We start from the raw sequence: 15,803 nt of genomic DNA on the forward strand, positions 1-15,803 counted from the left end.
TTGATTTGTTAATTAGCGGACTTTAGCTTTATTTTCTAATTAGTCCGCGCAGGCGGACTTTGTTTGTGTAGCGGCGATTTATAATCGCTAAAATCTTAAATTCCTTTTGTTGTTGTTGGGTCAATTAATTGCAATTCAAAAGAGGGAGAAATATCATGATAATTTTCTTCACCTGAATGAAATTCTTGATTAATTGATGTCGAAAAATCACCTTTTTTCTTCATTTGCTGTTTGAGTAAATATCCTCCACCGAAAATACCCAAAGCTAATACACCAATAAAAGTAGAAGGTTCAGGAACAGATTTAGAACAACGAAGAGAAGATTGATAATAAGAACTACCTGCAAATGAAGGTTTTACATCTATTAATGAAATCAGAGATATTGCTCCCAATGCACTTGTAAGTAAGACATTTTTAGCAATTTGTAAATTACAAACTTTCATGATTTTTACATTCCTCTAAATAATGGTTTTCACGATTTTATTCAACTATTTTCCTGGTAAATATGGCGTAGATAAATGCCAAATCCAGAAAAATAAATTAGCCAAAAGCCAAGCGACATAAAGTAAACAAGCAGGAGCATAAACTGCTAGAATTCCTATATCCTCAGTGCGCTCTTGACTAGGTTCTCTACGCCATAGTTGTGCATAATAGGCAAATGATTTTTTACGTAAATGGTTAATTCCAGTCATTGCTTCTAAAATATGATAGCCATCAAATTTATTCAGGGGGTTGAGATTAAGTGCTAAGGTAAATTGGGCTGCTATCATTAATAAATAGGAAGTTGTAGAAAACCAACTTCCAGGTGTTGATATGCTCCATAAACATAATGCAAATCCCCAAATAACTACTTGACAAATTACCCCGGCTGCCATTACTAAAGTACGTTGTTTTCGTTTGACTAACCCATAGGCATCTGTGGTATTAGTGTATGCTCCTGGTAATAGAAAGATAAACATTAATCCTATTTCTAAAACCACACCTTTGTAATGTTTTAATGTAAAAGCATGACCTAGTTCATGGATAGATACGACTAACATCATTAGCAGTGCAAAAGGCAGTATTAAACTAAAACTTTGGCTATGCCATAATTCTTGTCCAAAGTTATAAATTATCTGATGTTGAGAAAAAGCAATGACGATACTAAAACTCAGGAATATGCAGAGTAAAAAACAAAACTCTGTTGTAAACATAAACCGGATTTTATTAATATTGCTGTTGAGCCAATTGTCAGGATTAAATAAACGAAATGTAGTAAATAGTAAGTTAAATTTTTTCTTTTGTTTGGGTGCTTCAACACCCTCTAACATTCCCTTGACAGCTAATTCTTTCAGTAATTCTTGGACATGGAGAGGACTAATTTTATATTTAGCTATGATATTTTCTATCGGTAGTTTACCTAAATCTAAAATCAGGTTTTTATCATTATTATTGATTTGTGTATAGGCTACACTATCGGTATTTTGTAGCCTTAATAACCAATATCCATCTGTATGCCATATCCAATTAACGGCAGATTTAAGTAGGGGTGAACGACTGTCTTCAGGATTTTTTAATATTCCCAATGCAACTAATTTTTCTAGTAGTTGCACTATGAAAGTAGAAGAAATTTTGTCACCAAACTGTTGTTGACACCTTTTCTGAACTTCTTTAACTATAAATTTCTTATTAAAATGCTTTAAAGCATAGCCTTCAGTTGCTGAAAATAGAAACTGCTGTGCTGATTTAATTGCTTGTAACTGAACTTCGTCAGAATCTGGCACAGGAAAGAGTTTCCAGTGAATTTCCAAATTTGGACACGGTGAATTTTGGAATGCTTCCGTGCTAAAAATAGATGTTTTTTCGGACTTCATACCCTGGGTAGATGCAATAATATAAGTCTTGTCCAGTTAGCAGTTGGGTAAATACCGTACTACTTTACATTGGCTTGATAAGACACTGTTTATTGTCACCCGTATTTATATTGAAGTCAAGCTAGTTTACGTAATCTTTACAATAGGATGGGATTAAATAGTAACTAGCAGTGAAGGCTGGCAAAACTAGTACCTACGGCAGTTATAGAAGTTAAAAATAAAACATATAATTAACTTATGGTTAAAAATATTTTTGAATAAATGTTTTTTCTAAGTAAATTGCCTTAAATATTTATATTTTTTTTGTAAAACTATTAGTTTTTTCTCAGTATGTACTGAGATAATATAGCAGGAGATAGGACGTAATTAGCCATTATCCAAAAACCTGATTACATAAGCTTTTTAATTTTTGATTTCACATTGGCATACTATAGCGATAGTAAATTATTTTTAATAGTGTAATGCTAACAATACAACAAGATGCCTAGCTTTTCTAATAAGTCAGGCATCTAAGTAGTGCAATGTATGCCTACGGCTTCCCCAAGGTATACACAAATCAAAGAGGATTGCTAGAGAAACTTTAGCTATTAATTAATGTTGCCACAACTTTTAAACCAAATTCTTCCTCGAAAATTCCTTTTTTATAATCTAAACTCCATAGTTCTAAGGCACATTCATCTTTAATTGCAGATGTAAATATGGACATCTTAAACTCTTTGAAATGGGGAAGATATTCACATTGAATATGAGAAATAGCCCCTATTTGTCTTCTGTCTAAAGCCACAGCTAATCTTAAAATAGCACTGAGTTGATCAACCATTGTCCGATGTTCTTTGTGCAATAGATTCCGATAGCTTTCATGCTTTTTCTTGGGTGGAGATTTGCGGTGATAACGGGCTATATTGGCGATAATTTCGATTTCGGTTTCGTTATAACCGAGTAATTCACCATTTCTAATTAAATAATATGAATGTTTGTGGTGTGCTGAATGGCTGACATAGTGACCACAATTGTGTAAAATCGCAGCAGCCCAGAGTAGTTGGCGTTCATCTGCACCCCAATTATGTAGTTGTCCTTGGATTTGATCAAATAAACTCAATGCAAAAGCGGCAACACGGTCACTATGTTCTAAATTAGTATGGTATTTTTTAGCAGTTTTTAATACACTGCGTTCCCGAATAGAACTTTGAAACCGCAGTTTGTTATCAATGAAGCCATGAGTCAGCATCCAGTCTACAATCACGCCTTCCCGAAGAGAACGTTCACAGACTGTTACGGATTGTACTCCTAACAATGTCATTGCTTCCTGTAAAATTACTGCCCCAGAAAGTATTACTTCTGACCGTTTTTCTGGCATTCCCGGAACGGTAGCCCGTTCTACATTGGTCATCTTACGTAAGCGATTTACCCAGGTTCGCAAGTCTTGAAGACTGAATTGATACCCGTTGAGGGTGGAGGGAACAAGACCTAATTTCTCTCGCGCATGAATGGTAGCGATGGTTTCTATTGTCCCAGATGTGCCGATTAACTGGGGAGAATCGCCAATTTTGAGTTTTCCTTGGACTTCTTCTACGGAACGTTCTAGCATCCCTCTAGCGTAAGCTTGGAGGTATTTAAATTCGGTTTCGCTGATGGGATCAGAGTTGACTAATTCTCCAGTTAAGCGCACTGCACCGACTTTGGTACTGGTGAGGCTGCGGGGTTCTTCGCTGTCTCCTAAAATTAATTCTGTTGAACCACCACCAATGTCAATTATGATGTGCGGTTTGTTGTTAAATTCCATCCCCGATAATACACCTAAGTAGATGCGACGGGCTTCTTCTGGGCCGGAAATCAAGTCAACGCTTAAACCGACTTCGGTTTCGACTTGGTGGAGAAAATCTTTACCGTTGGGAGATTCACGGACGGCACTTGTCGCCACAGCCACAATACTATTTACACCTAAACTATCAGCAAGGGTTTTAAATCTTCCCAAACAAGCGATCGCTTTACTCATCACTTCTGGTTTTAATTCTCCAGTAGTTAAATTGCGATCGCCTAATCTCACTGTTTCCTTTTCTCTGGCAATAATGCTAAAAGATGGTAAAGTGGCTTCAATTTTTACCACTACCATGTGCAAAGAATTTGTACCAATATCAATAGCTGCAATCATCTGATTTTCCTGAATTGATTCACTAGGTTTATTCTCCCAGTTGGCCGAGACTAAATTCAGCATTTGCTTGTTTCTTGTGAGTAGGACTGGAGGACAAATAGCAAATAACGATATTCTATAAATGTAAAAATATGTTAAATGAGCAAATATGTTAGACACACCGCAAACCAACCAAGAACCATTATGGCTTGTAATTATCCGGCTGTTAAGGTGGAATAAACCGGAAGGGAGGTTAATTCTGATGATTCCCGCATTGTGGGCTGTGTTTTTAGCCGCTGCGGGTAAACCACCGTTACCCTTAGTGGGAGTGATTATTTTCGGTAGTATCGCTACTAGTGCGGCTGGATGCGTAGTTAATGATTTATGGGACAGAGATATTGATCCCCAGGTAGAGAGAACACGCGATCGCCCGCTTGCATCCCGCGCCCTTTCCGTTCAAGTTGGGATTGTGGTGGGGATAGTCTCCCTCGCCTGTGCCGCAGTTGTCGCTTTCTATCTTAACTCTTTAAGCTTCTGGTTGTCTGTAGCCGCAGTTCCGGTAATTGTCCTTTATCCCGGCGCAAAAAGGGTATTTCCTATTCCCCAATTGGTGCTTTCGATAGCTTGGGGTTTCGCGGTGTTAATTAGTTGGAGTGCAGTTACAGCCAATATTACCACACCGACTTGGTTACTTTGGGGCGCGACGGTACTATGGACATTAGGATTTGATACCATTTATGCCATGAGCGATCGCATAGATGATCAACGTATAGGTATTAATTCTAGCGCCTTATTCTTTGGTAAATATGCCCCTACAGCGATCGCTATTTTCTTGATTGGGACTATTATCCTCTTAGCTGGAGTCGGTTTCTTAGTTAATTTAAATACGGCTTTTTGGATTAGTTTAGTTATGGCTAGTATCGGCTGGATTTGGCAAATTATCCGTTTACAACAGCCGGAAATACCTCACCCTGCTTATGGGGAAATGTTTCGCCAAAATGTCTGGATTGGTTTTTTAATTTTAGCAGGAATGATTATTGGTTATTTGTGAATTTGTAATCAATTTAACCAAATCAAAATTTTTATGTCAATCTAACTCAAGCTAGATTCAAAACTATCAGGACTACTGTTTTAAAGGTTGGGATATTAATCTACAAGCTAGATGCAACCAACTGAATGAAGCGATCTATTTTAGTTAAACTCGCTACAATAATTTTACTGTCCCTGGGTAGTTTTGGTCTAGTTATTGGCAGTTTTTGGATGAGTAAAGCTGCTAGTAAAACCAAACAATTACAGTTAATTACTGATACATCACAATATCAAGAAATTCGTAATCACAAATGGGCGGATATTCAACAAATCCAACATTTTCCCGGACAAATTCCGAATGATTCTCAAGTTTTACAAATGGCTTATGCTTCAGGATTAACTCCCGGAAGTAGTTCTTTACAACTTCGGATTAAAGAACCACAAGCAAAGATTAAAAACCTGCTGACACAATACAAAAAAATTTCCCAGTATCAATACCAGGGTGGGAATACAAATAATCATAGTAACCAACCCAACGGCGTACCGACAACATTCTTTTATACTAGCGATTCAGAAACAGAAACTTTTCCTAGCAGTTATGAAATATTGGTATTAAAAGCCGAAGATAAAGGCCAACCCGGTACAAAATGGAATCATGGTAATAGTCATGGAGTCGCAATTGATGTGACATCTTCAGAAATTATCTATTGGGCTGAAAAATGGTAAAAGCAGGAGTAAATTTAAGCCCTGAAAAATAGAATCAGAATCAGATCCCCGATTTTTGAAATAAGTCGAGGATCTTGTTATACTCAAAACGGCTAAAATCTGGACTTTTTTATAATACCAAGAACAAGTTCAAAGCCTCTCCAATCATAAAAGCTGCTCCTTTTCCCTCCCTTGTAGGGGAGGGTCAGGGAGGGGTGCGGGGAGAGGTTTACCAGAGGGGTTCTATATTTGGTTAAACTATGAACCGTTCGCAGTATATTTGTTATTTTTTATTAAAGAATTGTCTGCGGTATTAAATGATAATTTAACTTGTACTGTTGATATTTTCAAAGTGTTGAAAGCCAGGGAATAAATTCCCTCCAGTAAAAGAGTTTTTACAGAGTTTGCTACCGCTTGAAATAATGAGAATATTGTAGGGGTTTACCAATGCTAAACCCTTATCTTATTTTCCGATAATCCCAAGGATCAATAAATTTCCGATCACTCCAAACACCAATCTTTTGCTGTTGCGCTTGCGCTTCGGCTTGTTGAACAATATCCTTACTAGGACATTTGCTTAAATAGGGACGATATACTTTAGCTAATCCTTCTTTTAATAAAATTTGCTGTAAAAACGTGCCATCTTTTAAACGCACTTCTGCAACTTTTCTCCCATACCTATCGCTATCTGTAATATTTAACTTGACACGATTATTTGTTTGTTTAATCAGTTCCTCTATCCGTGTTTGTGCCTTCACACCCCAAGCAAATTGATTCACATCTTGAGTAATTTTACTCTTTTTTTCTTTCTGAGAATGCGGTATTTCTGGAGCATCAACACAAGCAAACCGCACGGTGAACTTTTTACCATCAGCACCTTTCAATACTAATGTATCACCATCACTTACCCGCTCAACTAGATCACCTGGAGGAGAAAACAAGCTATCACACGCTATTAAATTAACAGAAATCGTAGCTGCACCCAGCCAAACTAATCCTTGTTTCACTAATTTATTCATAATTCACTAATAAAGGCAATTTAGCCTGTTAATGTGTAAAATTGATACAAAATCAATAATTGGTAGTAAATATCTATAACAATAGGATTAAATCTCTCACATTGGTTGGATTAGCAAGCGTAATCCCGGATCTAAATCATGATTCTCCCCTAAAGATTATGAAACCTATACAGCACAATCAGCGCAATTTTGCTGAACAAGATTTTCAGCAATCCCTGAATCAGTTAGAAGATATTGTTCAAGCTAAAAATGAAGTAGTTACAGAATCAAATGCCAATGGTTCTCTACATCAAGTCATCAGTAAGCATACTGATATTATTGATTTAGATGCGTGGGAGGATGCAGTCGCTGACATTGAACAGTATTTACAGAGAAGAACAAATAAAACCAAAAATCTATAACTGAGATGATCCAGAAATTTTCTGTCTCTGAGCTTCATATAACATTAAAGCAGCAGTAATTCCCACATTTAATGATTCTACCCCAGGACTGAGGGGAATTTTTACTTGGATATCTGCCAACGCGGCTAAATCCGCTGATAATCCTGCGCCTTCGTTACCCAACAGTATTAAACTAGGTTTACGCCAATCTACCTGCCAATAAGTTAAATCAGCACTGGGCAAGGTGGCTATTACCTGCATTCCTGCTTGCTGACTTTGTTGCACCGTGGCTTTCAAATCTTCACTTACAGCCATATTTAAACGAAACCATTGCCCCGCAGAAGCCCGTAAAACCTTGGGATTATCCAAGTCTACACTATCTTCACTCAACCACAAACCGGATGCACCTGCCGCTGCCGCTGTGCGAATCATCGTTCCCAAATTACCAGGATCTTGGACAGTTTCCAAAGCCAGAACTAAACCAGTAAACGGAATTTGTCTTGATTGTGCCTCTCTTTGAGCAATTGCCACTATACCATCAGGATTGACAGTTGTGGCCATGGCCGCTAAAACTTCTGGACTGACAATTTCAACACGATAGCATTGACCACAAATAATTTCCCACAATTGAGGATGTGTTACTTGCCATTGAGGAGTACAACATACCGCATCTAAGGGATAGCCAACCGCACAAGCTTCCTCTAATAAATGCGTTCCTTCCAATAAAAATAGTTGTTGCTTATTTCTCTCCTTGGTGGAGTGCAACTTGCGGATTTGTTTAACTAGGGAATTTTGTAAACTTGTTAACACAATTTTAGAATTTAAATTTCGGATTTGAGATCAATCCAAAATTGATATATTGATATGCGGAACCCGGGACTTGAACCCGGAAGCCCGTGAAGGCACTAGAACCTGAATCTAGCGCGTCTACCAATTCCGCCAGTTCCGCTAGAATTGAATCTTATTAACAGTTTATCATTATTGCCTAATCATTTGTATTTGTCAAGCAAAAATTTGCCAGAATAGAGACAGGGTAATTTTAAAATTGTGATCACATTTAGCCAATCCCCATTTTTCCAATCAAGCTGGCATACTGCATGATAGAATCTAACGACTTTATGGAATTTGACAACTTAGAGAAAAATCTTCCAGCTTTTAGCTAGAGGATGATCAACATAGAATCAAAACCAACATCAAACCTTTATAATTACTTACTTTTGGAGGTAGGCTTATTAATTCTTCTAGCAGCTTACCAGATGCCAAGTCTTCACTAGAAGCAGACTCCTCAGTCTTGCAAATCTGTGGTGGGCATCCTTTGGGGGGTCATGTAAAAATTAGCGGAGCTAAGAATTCCGCACTGGTAATCATGGCAGGAACGTTCCTTTGTTCCGGTGATTGTCGGATTCGTAACGTTCCCTTATTAGCGGACGTAGCGCGAATGGGACAAGTTTTGTCAGCTTTAGGACTACGTTTAAATAGAGACGGGGATATTTTAGATGTTGATGCGCGGGAAATTACCACATCTAAAGCCCCCTATGAACTCGTCACCCAACTGCGAGCTAGTTTCTTTGCCATTGGTCCAATTTTAGCCCGATTAGGAGTGGCACAGATGCCCCTGCCAGGGGGTTGTGCCATAGGAGCTAGACCAGTAGATTTGCACGTCAGAGGACTGCAAGCAATGGGCGCAGAGGTGCAAATTGAACATGGTATTTGTAATGCTCATGTTCCCGGAAATAATGGTAGGTTAAGAGGCGCGAAAATCTACTTAGATACTCCCAGTGTCGGCGCGACAGAAACCTTAATGATGGCTGCTACCCTGGCAGATGGGGAAACTATCCTTGACAATGCTGCTAGAGAACCAGAAGTAGTGGATTTAGCTAATTTCTGCATCTCAATGGGCGCAAAAATTCAAGGGGCAGGAACAAGTACAATCACTATAGTTGGTGTACCTAAATTACACTCAACTGATTATACTATCATCCCTGACCGGATTGAAGCAGGGACATTATTAATTGCTGGCGCAATCACCCGCTCTGAAATTCTTCTATCCCCAGTTGTACCGGATCATTTAATCCCCGTCATTGCTAAGTTGCAAGAGATTGGTGTGTCAATTATTGAGGAAGGGAAAGATTGCTTACGGATTTTGCCGGCGAAAACGCTCAAAGCTATCAATATTGATACCTTGCCCCACCCTGGGTTTCCCACGGATATGCAAGCACCTTTCATGGCTTTATTAACTGTAGCCGAAGGTGACAGTATCATTAATGAATCAGTCTTTGAAAATCGCTTGCGTCATGCTTCTGAGTTGAATCGTTTGGGTGCAGATATCCGTGTCAAGGGTAACACTGCTTTTGTGCGGGGAGTGCCAATGTTATCGGGCGCACCAGTTATAGGTACAGATTTAAGAGCTTCCGCAGCTTTAGTTATCGCCGGATTGGCAGCGTCTGGAACAACCACTGTTCAAGGATTACACCATTTAGATCGAGGCTATGATCGACTGGATCTGAAGTTGCAGCAATTAGGAGCAAAAATTATTCGTGTAAATGAAGCGTCAAAAGATGCAGATTTACTTGCGAATAATATTAATCCTCCAGCCTCAGTTTCTATCTAAGGTGAAAGGGTTTTGTATTTGTTAACTTAATGGCGATTGTTTTTATCTATTGATAATTTTCGCCATTAACTTTTTTAAAATCCAATTAATCTGTACAATTATTATTAAGTAAATTTCATAAAAACAAACATGATTGGGGTAGCAGTTGTTGGCACAGGATTTGGTCAAAAAGTCCATATTCCCGGATTTCAAGCACATCATAATACAGAAATTGCCGCTATTTATCATCGAGATATTCATAAAGCAAAAACTATTGCTGCAACTCATAATATTCCCTATGCAAGCGACAATTTAGCAGAAATTCTCGCTTTACCGACAGTTGAAGCTGTCAGCATTTCCACACCGCCATTTTTACACTATGAAATGGCTAAACAGGTTTTGCAAGCTGGTAAACATCTTTTATTAGAAAAACCCATAACTTTAAATGTCAATGAAGCTAAAGAATTATATCATTTAGCCAAAAATCAAGGTGTAATTGCCACTGTAGATTTTGAATTTCGGTTTGTTCCTGAATGGCAATTTTTTGCTCAACTTCTGGCTGACAATCATGTGGGGAATATCCGCTTAATTAAAATTGATTGGTTGGGTTCTTCTCGCGCTGATACTTCCCGTCCTTGGAATTGGTATTCTAGTCAAGAAAAAGGTGGTGGTGCATTAGGTTCTTTAGGTTCTCATGCTTTTGATTATATTAATTGGTTATTTGGTTCAGTTCACAAATTAAACGCCCATTTAATTACTGCTATTTCGGAAAGAGTTAATCCAGTAACTGGAGAATTACAAACAGTTGATACTGATGATACTTGTTTATTATCTCTAGAATTGGTAAATGGTACACCCTGCCAAGTTTCTATTAGTGCGGTTGTTCATGCAGAAAGAACTCATTGGATAGAAGTTTATGGTGATAAGGGAACTTTGGTTTTAGGTAGCAAGAATCAAAAAGACTATATTCATGGTTTTCAGATTTGGGGTTCTCAACCTGGGGAATCTTTAAAAGCAATAGAAGTTCCCCAACAATTTCTCTTTCCTCAACATTATAATGATGGGAGAATTTGCGCTTTTCTTCGTGTTGTGGATGAATGGGTAAAAGGAATTATTAATCATCAACAAACTATACCTTCTTTAAAAGAAGGGGTTTATTCACAATTGTTAATGGATTTATGCCATGAATCTCATCAAACAGGAAGTTGGGTAAATGTGCCAAGTTTGGCGGAGTTTTTAGATTAGGTAAAAATATGATCTTTTTTCACGCCGCAAAGGCACAGAGGTGGAGAAAAAAGAGATATTCTCATCTGATTTAGTAGATAAGATACAATAAAAATAAATCAACCAAAGGTAGTGTTTATGGCAACCCTACTCAGTGAAACCAAATTACAGACTGGACTGGTAATCTCCTGGGAAGCCTTACCCGATGATTTTCAGTTAGAGGATGAACCAGTGGAAAATACAGGACAGCCACTATTAGCGGGGGCTTTGCGGGAAAGTTTAGAAATCAGTGAATTTATTCAACCACAAATGTTAATTGCTGCCAATTTTGGGCTGTGTGCCACATTAAATGAGCAATTTGTGGCTAAAGCACCAGATTGGGTATATATTCCTTCAGTTAAAGAGATATTACCAGAAAGGAAAAGCTATACACCCAATTTAGAAGGGGATGTACCGGCTGTAGTGATGGAGTTTTTGTCAGATAAAGATGGGGGAGAATATTCAGTTAAGCGTACCTATCCACCGGGAAAATGGTTTTTTTATGAACAAATTTTACAAGTTGGTATTTACATCATTTTTGAGCCAGATAGCGGTTTATTAGAATATTATCAACTGGAAAATGGCCGTTATGAATTACAGCAACCAGATGAGAATGGTCATCATTGGATTGAGGTAATGGGACTATTTTTAGGAACTTGGCGAGGTGCTAAGGAAGGGCGCACTGGCTATTGGTTAAGATGGTGGGATCAATCAGTTAATTTGTTGCCTTGGGCTGTGGAATTGATTGAACAAGAACGCCAACGGGCAGAACAGGAACGCCAGGAAAAAGAACGGCTAATAGCTTATTTGCAATCTCAGGGGATTGACCCCAATAATTTGCCTATAAATTAGATGCTAATAATGTGGAAATATATAACATTTCTACATTATTGCATTCTATCAATTGTCCGATATTGAATTGCTTCGGCTACGTGCTGGGGTTTGAGATTTTCATCTCCTGCTAAATCGGCTATAGTTCGTGCTACTTTAAGAATGCGATCGCTCGCTCTTGCAGATAACCCTAATTTCCTAATTGCTGCTTCTAATAAATTCCGACTAGCATCATCTAATTCACACCATTTTTGTAAATGACGACTTTGCATTTGAGCATTACATTGTAAATCTTCTTTTTGAAACCGAATTACAGCTTTTTCTCTAGCTTTTTCCACTCGTTCCGCTACAGATTTCGATGCTTCTCCTGTTGGTTGCTGAGTAATTTCCTCTGGTTTTAAACGATTTACTGCTACTTGCAAATCAATCCTATCCATTAATGGTCCAGACAATTTTGCCCAATATTGTTCCCGTTGTCGAGGTGAACAAGTACATCCTTGAATTGTATCACCATAATAACCGCAAGGACAGGGATTTGTACTGGCTACTAATGTAAATTGGGCAGGAAAAGTAACAGATTGTTTAGTTCGAGAAATTGTCACAAAACCATCTTCCAAAGGTTGACGGAGAAACTCCAAAACATCTCTTTTAAATTCCGTTAATTCGTCGAGAAAAAGTACACCTCTGTGAGATAATGAAATTTCGCCAGGACGAGGAAAAGTACCACCACCAACTAAAGATGGACCAGATGCGGAATGGTGGGGACTTCTAAAAGGTCTTTCTCTAACTAATGAACCTCGATTTTTCAACAATCCAGCCACAGAATGAATGCGTGTTACTTCCAAAGATTCAGGAAAACTTAAAGGTGGTAAAATTCCCGATAAACGCCTTGCTAACATCGTTTTTCCACTGCCTGGTGGTCCAACAAAAATCAAATTATGTCCCCCCGCAGCCGCAATTTCTAAAGCCCTGCGTGCGTGTGCTTGTCCTTTGACATCTTGCAAATCTGCTAAATTTAAAGATGTTGACTGGGAAGTTTCTACTGTTTGATTTAACTTTACTGGTTGGTATTTCTTAGGATTATTTAATAAATCCACAACATCAGCAATATCTTTGCAACCATAAACCGTCAATCCTTCGACAACAGCCGCTTCTTGGGCATTATCAATAGGAACAACTAAACCCGTAATTCCCATTTTCTTTGCAGTTGCAGCAATCGGTAAAACACCAGCAACCGGACGCAAACTACCATCTAAAGAAACTTCACCTAAAAATAAAAAATCGCCTAACAAATCGGCGTTAACTTGTTCAGAAGCTGCTAAAATTCCCACACTAATCGGTAAATCAAAAGCTGGCCCTTCCTTGCGTAAATCTGCGGGAGTTAAGTTAATGACAATTTTCCGCATGGGAAAAGCAAAACCCGCATTTTTCAAAGTTGCTTTTACCCGTTCTTTAGATTCTTGAATTGCGGAATCTGGTAAACCTAAAATCACAATTCCCGGTAAACCCCCGGAAACATCAACTTCTACTCCTACCTTAACCGCGTCAATCCCGATGATAGATGCACTCCAAACTCTAGCCAGCATTTTTTATATATGAATAAACCTTGATCATATCAAAGCAGATTTTTGGGTGTATTAACAATGAGTGAAATCACAAAATTGAGTTTTACTTTCTCTAAAGTTTGAACTCTGAGACAGGCATCGCTTAAAATCTTTAACAGATGAGTAAGTAAAACCGCATGAGTCCGAACACAGAAACCATTTTCAGCAAAATCATTCGTAAAGAAATTCCCGCGAATATTGTTTATGAAGACGATTTAGCCCTGGCCTTTACAGATGTTAACCCCCAAGCACCAGTTCACATCCTTGTCATTCCCAAAAAATCCATAGTTAACCTAGCTACCGCAGAACCTGAAGATCAAACTCTTTTGGGACATCTTTTATTAATAGTCCAGAAAGTTGCAGCAGAAGCGGGACTGGAAAACGGTTATCGCGTAGTTATGAATACTGGTGCTGATGGTGGTCAAACAGTTCATCACCTACATATACACATCCTCGGCCGTCGTCCTATGTCCTGGCCTCCAGGTTAATTGTCCCATCTGAAATCATCTAACTATACTGTGGGCATCTTGCCCGCACAAATCATTTACCATATCTCTGATGTAGTCGTTTCTTCAAAACAAGATGAATATTTTATGATATTAAGTAAAATTACTGTGGTACTTTAAGAATAAGTAAGTTTCAATGAAGTTTGATTTATATTTATACTAAGTGTAGGAAATTCCATGATAATTACAGTTACAAATACTAATGATAGCGGTGTCGGTTCTTTAAGACAAGCGATCGCTAATGCCGTAGCCGGAGACACAATTGCCTTTGCATCTAATCTTGCTAACCAAACTATCACCTTAACTAGTGGACAATTAACTGTTAATAAAAACCTTATTTTTGATGGTGCGGCTGCGGCTAATTTAAAGATTAGTGGTAATAACGCCAGTCGAGTATTTGAAGTACAAGCATTACAGGCAACGTTTCGCAATTTAACTATTGTTAATGGTCGTGCTACCGGTAGTGATAAAAATGGTGCAGGAGGAGCAATTAAAACTGGTGAATCAGGCACAATTTTAACAGTAGAGAATTGTCAATTTAATAATAATTTTTCTGATTACGGAGGGGGGGCTATTTTTAGCGGCTATAAAGCTAACACCACTGTAATTAATTCTAAATTTAATGCTAATAATGGAACAGGGGCAAAGACTGAACGTGGTGGTGGAGCAATAGCTACTGATAGTGACGGTATCTTAGTTGTTAAAGGTTCTGAATTTACCAACAACAAAGGCATCAATGGAGGAGCAATTTACAGCGTATTAGTAGCATTAACAGTAGAAAATTCCACCTTTAAAAATAACGATACTATTATCGGCGGTTCTGTTAATCCACCCCCAGGAGTATCAATGGGTCATGGGGGAGCAATTTTCGTAGATGGTACTAATACTGCCAGTGATATTATTACCATTCGGAACAGTGTATTTGATCAAAATACAGGTTCAGGACAAGGTGGCACAATGTACCTGTATGGCTATGGTACAGACAAAGTGGTAGTTGAAAATTCCACCATTATCAATAATCAAGTTATTAGAGATACTCAAAATCACTCCTTCGGGGCTGGAATTAGAATTGGTGGTAAGAATAACTTTACTATTACTAATACCACTATTGCTAACAATACCGCTTTGAGTCAAGGTGGTGCATTGTGGCTGGGAGAAAATAGCACAGGTAACATTGTTAACAGTACATTGTCTGGCAATAAAGCCGATGATGGTCAAGATGATGGTTTCGGTGGGGCCATACGTTTTGCTAACGGTAGCAACCCAGTCAGCATTACTAATACCACTATTGCCTACAATCAATCATTTCTAGGTGGTGCTTTTTGGGGTGGTGGTTCTAATGTCACTCTGAAAAATACAATTGTTGCCTACAGCACGGCTAGTAATCCTTGGGGACCTGTCAACCTTCACACTGAAAAGCTATTCACTGACGGTGGTGGTAATCTTCAATGGCCTAATACTACCGATGTCAAAATTACTAGCAGTTCTAGCTTGATCATTGCCGATCCCAAACTTGATCCCACTTTAAAAGATAATGGTGGTGGTATTCTCACCCATGCTTTACTAGCTGGTAGTGCAGCGATTAATACAGGGACAACAACTATTTTAACAACTGATGCAAGAGGATTTAATCGAGATACTAATCCAGATATTGGGTCCTTTGAATATGGTGCAACAAATGGCAATAACAGTAACGCAGGGGTCACTATTACCCAAAGCGGAGGAAGTACCAACGTTACTGAAGGTGGTACAACGGATAATTATGCCATAGTTCTCAACAGTCAACCGACGGCAAATGTGACAGTTACTCTTAACAGTGGTAATCAACTCACAACTAGCAGCAATCAATTAATATTTACAGCACAAAACTGGAATGTTGCTCAAAATGTGAT

General features: G+C 38.4%; 14 protein-coding genes and 1 tRNA gene. 8 read left to right on the plus strand and 7 right to left on the minus strand.

The features are described from left to right. Positions 1-95: 95 nt before the first annotated feature. The 3 genes from FJR11_RS13010 to FJR11_RS13020 all read right to left on the minus strand — a co-directional run bounded on the left by FJR11_RS13010 (position 96) and on the right by FJR11_RS13020 (position 4,068). The gene (locus FJR11_RS13010) at positions 96-443 is read right to left on the minus strand and encodes a PEP-CTERM sorting domain-containing protein (protein ID WP_168504316.1); all 348 of its coding nucleotides are present in this window, start codon (positions 441-443) and stop codon (positions 96-98) included. 45 nt (positions 444-488) lie between these two features. After that, positions 489-1,763 carry a site-2 protease family protein gene (locus FJR11_RS13015; RefSeq protein ID WP_371417527.1) on the minus strand — a complete coding sequence of 425 codons (1,275 nt, stop codon included), beginning with the start codon at positions 1,761-1,763 and terminating at the stop codon, positions 489-491. Between the two features lie 670 nt (positions 1,764-2,433). Further along, complete coding sequence (locus tag FJR11_RS13020; RefSeq protein ID WP_168504320.1) at positions 2,434-4,068, minus strand: Ppx/GppA phosphatase family protein; 1,635 nt, start codon at positions 4,066-4,068, stop codon at positions 2,434-2,436. Between the two features lie 85 nt (positions 4,069-4,153). Between FJR11_RS13020 and FJR11_RS13025 the strand changes: the two genes are divergently transcribed. Both FJR11_RS13025 and FJR11_RS13030 read left to right on the plus strand, forming a co-directional pair. Next, positions 4,154-5,035, plus strand: a complete 882-nt coding sequence (locus tag FJR11_RS13025) for a 4-hydroxybenzoate solanesyltransferase (protein WP_168504322.1) — start codon at positions 4,154-4,156, stop codon at positions 5,033-5,035. A 125-nt stretch (positions 5,036-5,160) separates the two neighbouring features. After that, positions 5,161-5,739 carry a hypothetical protein gene (locus FJR11_RS13030; RefSeq protein WP_168504324.1) on the plus strand — a complete coding sequence of 193 codons (579 nt, stop codon included), beginning with the start codon at positions 5,161-5,163 and terminating at the stop codon, positions 5,737-5,739. Between the two features lie 437 nt (positions 5,740-6,176). Here the strand turns inward: FJR11_RS13030 and FJR11_RS13035 are convergent, their stop codons facing one another. Continuing rightward, the gene (locus FJR11_RS13035) at positions 6,177-6,737 is read right to left on the minus strand and encodes a thermonuclease family protein (protein WP_168504326.1); all 561 of its coding nucleotides are present in this window, start codon (positions 6,735-6,737) and stop codon (positions 6,177-6,179) included. Between the two features lie 158 nt (positions 6,738-6,895). On the opposite strand from FJR11_RS13035, the gene FJR11_RS13040 reads away from it, so the two are divergent. Continuing rightward, a complete protein-coding gene (locus FJR11_RS13040) occupies positions 6,896-7,138 on the plus strand; it encodes a hypothetical protein (protein ID WP_168504328.1) in 243 nt (80 codons plus the stop codon). Here the strand turns inward: FJR11_RS13040 and FJR11_RS13045 are convergent. Both FJR11_RS13045 and FJR11_RS13050 read right to left on the minus strand, forming a co-directional pair. Continuing rightward, a complete protein-coding gene (locus tag FJR11_RS13045; protein WP_168504330.1) occupies positions 7,133-7,927 on the minus strand; it encodes an RNA methyltransferase in 795 nt (264 codons plus the stop codon). The genes FJR11_RS13040 and FJR11_RS13045 overlap by 6 nt on opposite strands. A gap of 55 nt (positions 7,928-7,982) precedes the next feature. Then, positions 7,983-8,066 (minus strand) — tRNA-Leu (locus FJR11_RS13050). 282 nt (positions 8,067-8,348) lie between these two features. Here FJR11_RS13050 and murA point away from each other — a divergent pair. From murA to FJR11_RS13065, 3 genes are all read left to right on the plus strand, one after another. After that, complete coding sequence (gene murA, locus FJR11_RS13055; protein ID WP_168505532.1) at positions 8,349-9,728, plus strand: UDP-N-acetylglucosamine 1-carboxyvinyltransferase; 1,380 nt, start codon at positions 8,349-8,351, stop codon at positions 9,726-9,728. Positions 9,729-9,857: 129 nt separating this feature from the next. Then, positions 9,858-10,952, plus strand: a complete 1,095-nt coding sequence (locus FJR11_RS13060; RefSeq protein WP_168504332.1) for a Gfo/Idh/MocA family protein — start codon at positions 9,858-9,860, stop codon at positions 10,950-10,952. 117 nt (positions 10,953-11,069) lie between these two features. Continuing rightward, positions 11,070-11,822, plus strand: coding sequence for a Uma2 family endonuclease (locus FJR11_RS13065; protein ID WP_168504334.1), 753 nt, complete (start codon positions 11,070-11,072; stop codon positions 11,820-11,822). Between the two features lie 35 nt (positions 11,823-11,857). Here the strand turns inward: FJR11_RS13065 and FJR11_RS13070 are convergent, their stop codons facing one another. Beyond that, entirely contained in the window at positions 11,858-13,387 is a 1,530-nt protein-coding gene (locus tag FJR11_RS13070; protein WP_168504336.1) for a YifB family Mg chelatase-like AAA ATPase, read from the minus strand. A gap of 155 nt (positions 13,388-13,542) precedes the next feature. Between FJR11_RS13070 and FJR11_RS13075 the strand changes: the two genes are divergently transcribed. Then, positions 13,543-13,893, plus strand: coding sequence for a histidine triad nucleotide-binding protein (locus tag FJR11_RS13075; RefSeq protein WP_168504338.1), 351 nt, complete (start codon positions 13,543-13,545; stop codon positions 13,891-13,893). Positions 13,894-14,088: 195 nt separating this feature from the next. After that, a partial coding sequence (locus FJR11_RS13080) for a choice-of-anchor Q domain-containing protein (RefSeq protein WP_168504340.1) occupies positions 14,089-15,803 on the plus strand: 1,715 nt, incomplete at its 3' end.

This window comes from Anabaena sp. UHCC 0187 (genome assembly GCF_009712035.1).
Taxonomy (GTDB): Bacteria; Cyanobacteriota; Cyanobacteriia; order Cyanobacteriales; family Nostocaceae; genus Dolichospermum.